The organism is Paracoccus sp. (in: a-proteobacteria), from assembly GCF_032007265.1.
Classification (GTDB): Bacteria; Pseudomonadota; Alphaproteobacteria; order Rhodobacterales; family Rhodobacteraceae; genus Paracoccus.
Window position 1 is genome coordinate 41,298 of the sequence record NZ_DALZMB010000018.1, and the last position, 7,039, is coordinate 48,336.

Below are 7,039 nucleotides of genomic sequence, written 5' to 3' on the forward strand. Positions count from 1 at the left end.
ACGGGATTCCCCTTGCCAAAAGGGCCCGAAAACCCACCCGCGACAAAGAAACTGAAACGCCCGCAGACCGGATAGCCGATCTGCGGGCGCTGCTTTTTTCATAGACCTGACCGCGCGGGCCGATCGATTGACCCAATTGCGCGGCAGACACCCAAATGCCCTAGTTGGGAACGGGGGCCTTTTCTGCGCTGGCATCCAGACCTTCTGGGCGACCGACCAGCACGAAGCGCAGCTGATCGGGATGCAGCAGCCGGGTGGCGACGCGTTTGACATCCTCGGCCGTGACCGCATCGATCTTGCCGTTGCGGGTATTGACGTAATCGGCTGGAAAACCTGCCAGCTGCATCCCTGCCAGAATGCTGGAAATTCGGCCATTGCCATCAAAGCGCAGCGGATATTCCCCGGTCAGATAGGTCTTGGCATCGTTCAGCTCTTTGTCGGTGACGCCTTCGGCCATGCGCCCCCATTGCTCGCGCACCAGCCCGATCGCTTCGGCGACCTTGTCATTGCTCAAGGACATTCCCCCCTGCCAAGCATCCCCGTAAAGCCCGTTTGAAAGCGAGGTGCCGACACCATAGGTCAGGCCACGCTTTTCGCGGATCTCATCCATCAGCCGCGAGGCGAAACCGCCGCCGCCCAGAATATGGTTGGCGACAAAGGCCGCAAAGTAATCGGGGTCCGTGAGCGGCAGGCCCTGTTGGGCGAAAACGGCGACGGTTTGCGGGCTATCCCAGTCAATCACCGTCTCGCCGCCGGTCAGCTGAAATGTCGCGGGCTTGGGCAAAGGTGCTGCGCCATCGGCGGGCAGATCGCCCAGAATGTGATCGACCAGCTTGCCCAATTCCTCGCCGGTGATGTCACCCGAGGCGGCCACGATGACGCGGTCGCGCGCCAGAACCAGGTTTTTGGCGTTGATCATGTCATCGCGTGTCAGCGCGCTCACCGATTCCACCGTGCCGCTGGTCGAGCTGCCATAGGGATGATCGCCCCACATCTGGCGTGCCATCTCTTTCGAGGCCATGGCGCTGGGATCGGTTTCTGCGGCGCGAATATTCAGCAAGACCTGAGCACGTACCCGGTCCAAGGCTTCGGTATCGAAACGAGGCTCGGTCAGCGCCACATGCACCAGATCGCCAAGCTGGTCGCGGTTCTCGGTCAAGGCGCGCGCCGAAACCACCAGCGCATCATCGCTGACATCAAAGGTCACGCTGGCGCCCAAGCCCTCGATCGCCTCGGCGAACTGGGTCTGATCCATATCGCCCGCACCTTCCTCTAGCGTGGCGGTCATCAGATTGATGGCTCCGCGCTTGCCCGGTTGATCAAGGCTGGCCCCGCCCTTGAACATCAATGTCAGCGCGGTGAAAGGGATCGAGTGATCCTCAACCAGCCATGCCTTGATCCCGCCGGGCGAGGTGATTTGCTGAATATCAATGGCGCGCGCAGGCAGCGTGGCCATCAACACGAAAAGCACAGAGGCAAAGACGCGGATCATTGGGTAAGCTCTTGCGATTGGGGTTTCGGGGCGGGCGGAGTGTCGGTGACGACTTCGGGCTGGGTCTCGGGCTGACCTGCGGGCGCTGTCTGCTCGGCGGCGGGATTGGCCACCAGCTCGGGGGCATCAGCCGCTGATGGATCATCACTTGTGCGGGCGGCGTCAGCGGCCTGATCCGTCGTGTTTGGTTGCGCCGCAGCCGGGGCTTGCGCGTCGGCCTGGGCGGGCAAAAGCCAGCCTGTGACGCTTGCCTTGCTGGTCAGAACCTCTTGGGCGGCAAGCTTGATGTCCTCGGGGGTGACCTCGGCCAGCAAAGCGGGCCAATCGTTCACATCCTCGATCCCCAGCCCAACAGCCAGCCCTTGGCCGTATTCATAGGCGCGACCATGGGCGGAATCCTGTTTATAGATCGTGGCGGCACGGATCTGGGTTTTCACGCGCTCCAGCTGGGCGGCATCCGGCCCTTCGGCCAGAAATTCGGCCAAGGCGCGATCCAACGCCGCCTCGGCATCTTCATTCGAGACGCCGGGTGCGGGCACAAGCGAGAACATGAAGGTCGTCGGATCGACCGACAGCCCATCATAGCCAGCATAAACGTAAAGTGCCTTATTGGTCAGAACCAGCTTTTTGCCCAGAACCGAAGTCTGCGGCGATCCGCCCAGCAATTCGGCAAGCACCGTCAAGGCGGCGGCCTTTTTCTGGTCGCCTGCATTGCGCTCGGGGGCCAGAATGCTGCGGGTCAATGTCGGCTGAGGCACCCGAGGATCGCTGCGCTCCATCCAGCGCGGAGAGCTTTGAACAGGCTCTTGCGGTCGCGGCTTGCGGGTCGAATCGGGCTTTGCGGGAATGGGGCCGTAATATTTCTCGGCCAGCTGTCGAACCTTATCGGCCGTGACATCACCCGCAACGATCAGAACGGCATCATTGGGGGCATAGTGGCTGTTATACCAAGCCAAGGCATCGTCGCGCGTCAGCCCCTCCATCTCGTGACGCCAGCCGATGACGGGGCGACCATAGGGATGGTTATAGAACTGAGTTGCGTTCAATTCTTCGCCAAACAGGGCCGAGGGGTCGCTGTCGGTGCGCTGGGTCCGTTCAGCCAGCACAACCTGACGCTCGGCCTGCCAATCATCGGGCCCGATGCGCAGGTTTTCCATGCGGTCGGCCTCCATCCCCATGATCAGGGGCAGGCGATCGCTGGCGATGCGCTGGAAATAGGTGGTGTAATCATAGCTGGTGAACGCATTATCCATGCCGCCATTGGCCGTCACCGTCTTGGACAGCTCGCCCGGCGCCAGCTTTTCCGTGCCCTTGAACATCAGATGTTCCAGATAATGGGCAATGCCGGATTTTCCGGGCGTCTCATCGGCCGAGCCGATCTTGTACCACAGCATCTGCACGACGACCGGGGCACGGTGATCTTCGATGACCACGGCCTCTAGGCCATTGGGCAGAGTGAAATGGCTGATCCCTTTGGGCATCTCGGCCAGCGCGGGCGAGGCAAAAAGCGTCAGGGCTAAGGCGAGGTGGCGCATTGGGTCAGCTCCGGTTCGATCAGGCAGTTCGAACCTGCCAAGCCCGCGCCGCTGGGGCAAGGGCGAAGCCTGTCATGAAAGCGTGATCCGGATCGCTTTCACGCCATCACCCGCGCTTTGGCAACGCATTCTGCGCTTGGAACATGGCCAGATGCGACAAAACCCGACAGCCTGGCGCAAAATCGGCCTGCTCGGAAAAAGGAAAGGGGCGCCAGCGCGCCCCCAGATTATTTCCGCATATGGTCCTTGCCCTCGGGGGGCTTGGGCTTGGTCACCAGACCCGTCGCGCTATAGCCACGCGGCGGCGCCGAAGGTGTCTGAACACCCGTGGTCCGCCAGCGCTCGACCTCGGTCCAGCTGTCCAGCGTCATCGGCTCATAGGCGCGGTAATAGACGTTGGTGCGCGCCATGATTTCCAGCAGCTTGCGCGAATGGCGGCTGCGCCATGCCACATCCTCTTGCGCGGTGATCTGGCGGATATTGCCGTCGCGGCCATGACGCGCGGTATAGGCAAGAAGCGCGCCATCACCTGCGCCGACCCCGGTTTGCGCCAGATGGCCGGGGTTGCCGCCAAGTGCCGCAATCGCATCGGCCTGAGGGTTGGGATCCGTGATATTCGACCCACCCGGCGTCGGCTGCGGCAGCATGTTCAGATCCGGAGGCATTTGCAGCGCCTTGGTCGGGACGATCGCAAATTCGTCAGGGCTTCGTTTGCCCTGCTCGATATTCATCAGATGCGGATCGGTACTGCACGCCGCTAGCGCCAGCACGGTCAAGGTCAGCATGGTTGCCTGCAGCCGCATCATCAGGTCCCTTTCGCCCGTTTGAGCCCTTCTAGCCTTATTTACCCGCGTCGTCACGGGTCTTGTCGCGCGGTTTTGTCACGCGCGCCGCTGGCTTGCGAACCTCCGCCGGTTCGTCCTTCTTGGTCGGTGGCTGAAGAAACAGCCCCAACGCCCCCGCAAAGATCGCAATATCTGCGACGTTGAAACTATAGGGGTTACGCCAATTGGGCAGCGACATGTTCAGAAAATCGGCAACCGCACCATAAGTCAGCCGGTCGATGACATTGCCCAAAGCACCGCCGATCAGCAAACCCGCTGAAATCTGGGCCAGTTTCGAATGCGGCGTCCGGCTAAGCCAGATCCAGACCCAGCCACAAACCGCAAAGGCAATCGCGATCAGCACCCAGCGCATCAGGTTCACATCGCTCGAGAACAGGCCGAAATTCACGCCCTGATTCCACGCCATACGCAGATTCAGCCAAGGATCGATCAAATCCAGCTCGCGGATACGATCAAGCCGCAGCACATGGACGACGACATATTTCAGCAACTGATCCAGAATCAGAATGCCGAATGCGACAAAGGCCACCAGCTGCATCGGAAAGCGCGGCTTGGCTGCCTCGACCAGCGCGGGGCTGGCAGAGGTCGCTTTTGCCGTTACGCGCGGCGCCGCCTTGCGCACGCGCGGTTTCGCTGCCCCGGCCTCATCGCTGAGGGGGGGCTTTTTCGCGCGTGGCTTTTTGGGCTTGGGGGTCAGATCGTCGTCGCTCATTCAATGCCTGAAATGCCGTTGACCAGTAAAGACCATCGCCAGTCCGCGTTCATCCGCGGCGGCGATCACCTCGTCGTCGCGCATCGAGCCGCCCGGCTGGATCACCGCAACCGCCCCTGCATCTGCCAAGGCCATCACGCCATCAGCAAAGGGGAAAAACGCATCCGACGCCACAACCGACCCTTGGGTCAGGGCAGTATCAAGACCAAGCGCCTCGGCCATGTCTTGCGCCTTGCGCTGACCGATGCGGGTCGAATCGATGCGGCTCATCTGGCCTGCACCAATACCGACGGTCGCCAGATCCTTGGCGTAAACAATGGCATTGGATTTGACATGTTTGGCGACGGTCCAGGCGAAAAGCAGGTCCTGAAGTTCGGCCTGGGTCGGCTGACGCTTGGTCACGACCTTCAGATCCGCGGGCAGGATCACGCCATTGTCGCGGCCCTGCACCAAAAAGCCGCCCGCCACTTGCCGGAAAGTATCGCCGCCAGCCGCAGGATCCGGCAGGCCACCCGTGGTCAGCAGGCGCAGGTTTTTCTTGGCCGCAAAGATGGCACGGGCATCCTCGGTCGCATCCGGGGCGATGACGACCTCGGTAAAGATCTCGCTGATCGCCTTGGCGGTTTCCGCATCCAGCGTCGTATTCAGCGCAATGATGCCGCCAAAGGCCGAGGTGCGGTCGCAATCAAATGCGCGGCGATAGGCCTCGCCCGCGCTGGCGCCGGTTGCCACGCCGCAGGGGTTCGCGTGCTTGATGATCGCGACAGCCGGGCCTTTTGCGGGATCGAATTCCGCAACCAGCTCGAATGCGGCATCGGTGTCGTTGATGTTGTTATAGCTCAGCTCTTTGCCTTGCCACTGCTTGGCGGTGGCTACGCCGGGGCGATTGGTGCCGTCGGTATAAAAGGCCGCCGCCTGATGCGGGTTTTCGCCATAGCGCAGCCCTTGGGCCAGGGTACCTGCAAAGGCGCGGCGGCGCGGCGTTTGCTCGCCGATCGCCTTGGCCATCCAGCCCGACACTGCCGCATCATAGGCCGCCGTACGGGCATAGGCATTCTGCGCCAGCTTTTGACGGAAGCCATAGGTGGTATCGCCGTCATTCGCGTTCAGTTCGGCCAACAGCGCCGCATAATCCTGAACATCAGTGATAACGCTGACAAAAGCGTGGTTTTTCGAGGCCGCGCGGATCATCGCCGGGCCACCGATATCGATATTTTCGATGCAGGTATCGTAATCCGCGCCTCTGGCGACGGTTTCTTCGAACGGATACAGGTTCACGACCAACAGATCGATCATGCCAATATCATGCGTCTGGGCGGCGGCCATATGCTCATCATTGTCGCGCAGAGCCAAAAGGCCGCCATGCACCACCGGATGCAAGGTCTTGACGCGGCCGTCCATCATTTCGGGAAAACCCGTGACTTCGGACACATCGATGACCTTCAGGCCCGCATCGCGCAGCGCCTTGGCCGTGCCGCCGGTCGAGAGGATCTCGATACCACGCGCCGAGAGGTCCCGGGCAAAATCGACCAATCCGGTCTTGTCGGAAACGGAAATCAAAGCGCGGCGCATCGGAACGCGGTCACTCATCGGCAGGGCCTCCAATTTGTGTTGCCGTCAACTACCCCCAGAGCGCGCCAAGGTCCAGCCGATCTGTATCGCCCGCCCGGTCATAACCGCAGTCAAGACGATCTGCCGCGTGGGAATCGGCCCTGCCTGGGCGGGATCCAGCCAACATGAAGGCTCGATACGCAATTCGGCCGTGCCATCGTGGTTAAAGGACCAGATCTCGCCATTGGGCAGGGTCAGCTGCACCAAATCGCCTTCAACGGTCGGCGTCACCTCGGGATGCAGGTGGAAACGGATGTCAAAGCCGATGCCGCCATGGGGTTCAGCGGTATCGAAGCCGCCGATCTGCGCCGCCAGCTGCGCCTGAGCGGATTCGTCCAGCGCCGCCAGCGAATCCTCGCCATCCAAGGTGAAACCGTCGGGATCAAGCCACAATTCGCGCAGATGGGTCAGTCCGTGGCTTTGCAGCCATCCGTCATGGCCCGCCAGCATATGCGCGACGGTGCCCGAATGGGGCAGCCCAAAATCGGGACCAATGATCTGGCCCTGCCCGTCGTAATCTCCCGCCCAGACGTTCTCGGGTCTTTCGGTCAACAGATCGGGCGCGCTGCCGGCCATCCCTGCAGCCGGACCCAGCCGCGAAGAGGACAGCCCCGCAAGGCAAAGCGCGGAATGGCAGGGGGTGGCACGGCTGGCGCGTGCCCAGATCGGACCAAACCCCTGCCCCGGGCCGCAAGACACGATCAGGGGCTGACGCGCCACCGTCATCTCAAAGGCAAGGGTGGAGGCATGGGCCGTGGCCGCAGCGGCGCCGGTGGGCGGGGGGGCTGCATCGACAATCACGGTGCTGCGCCCGCGCACCAAACGGGCAAAACCCAGCGCCATG

At 62.0% G+C, this 7,039-nt stretch carries 6 protein-coding genes; all 6 read right to left on the bottom strand.

From position 1 onward, the window contains the following. Positions 1-160: 160 nt before the first annotated feature. Positions 161-1,492 (bottom strand): pitrilysin family protein, encoded by a 1,332-nt coding sequence (locus RTS12_RS06020; RefSeq protein WP_312526461.1) that lies wholly within the window; start codon positions 1,490-1,492, stop codon positions 161-163. Then, positions 1,489-3,027, bottom strand: coding sequence for a pitrilysin family protein (locus tag RTS12_RS06025; RefSeq protein WP_312526463.1), 1,539 nt, complete (start codon positions 3,025-3,027; stop codon positions 1,489-1,491). Before RTS12_RS06025 ends, RTS12_RS06020 begins: the two co-directional genes overlap by 4 nt. Before the next feature lie 227 nt (positions 3,028-3,254). Further along, the gene (locus tag RTS12_RS06030; protein ID WP_312526465.1) at positions 3,255-3,830 is read right to left on the bottom strand and encodes a DUF3035 domain-containing protein; all 576 of its coding nucleotides are present in this window, start codon (positions 3,828-3,830) and stop codon (positions 3,255-3,257) included. Between the two features lie 37 nt (positions 3,831-3,867). Then, positions 3,868-4,584 (bottom strand): signal peptidase II, encoded by a 717-nt coding sequence (lspA, locus tag RTS12_RS06035; protein WP_312526467.1) that lies wholly within the window; start codon positions 4,582-4,584, stop codon positions 3,868-3,870. Continuing rightward, on the bottom strand, positions 4,585-6,174 hold the full coding sequence (gene purH, locus RTS12_RS06040; RefSeq protein WP_312526469.1) for a bifunctional phosphoribosylaminoimidazolecarboxamide formyltransferase/IMP cyclohydrolase: 1,590 nt from the start codon (positions 6,172-6,174) through the stop codon (positions 4,585-4,587). It lies immediately after the preceding gene. A 27-nt stretch (positions 6,175-6,201) separates the two neighbouring features. Continuing rightward, the coding region (locus tag RTS12_RS06045) for a heparinase II/III-family protein (protein WP_312526470.1) at positions 6,202-7,039 on the bottom strand (838 nt) is incomplete at its 5' end.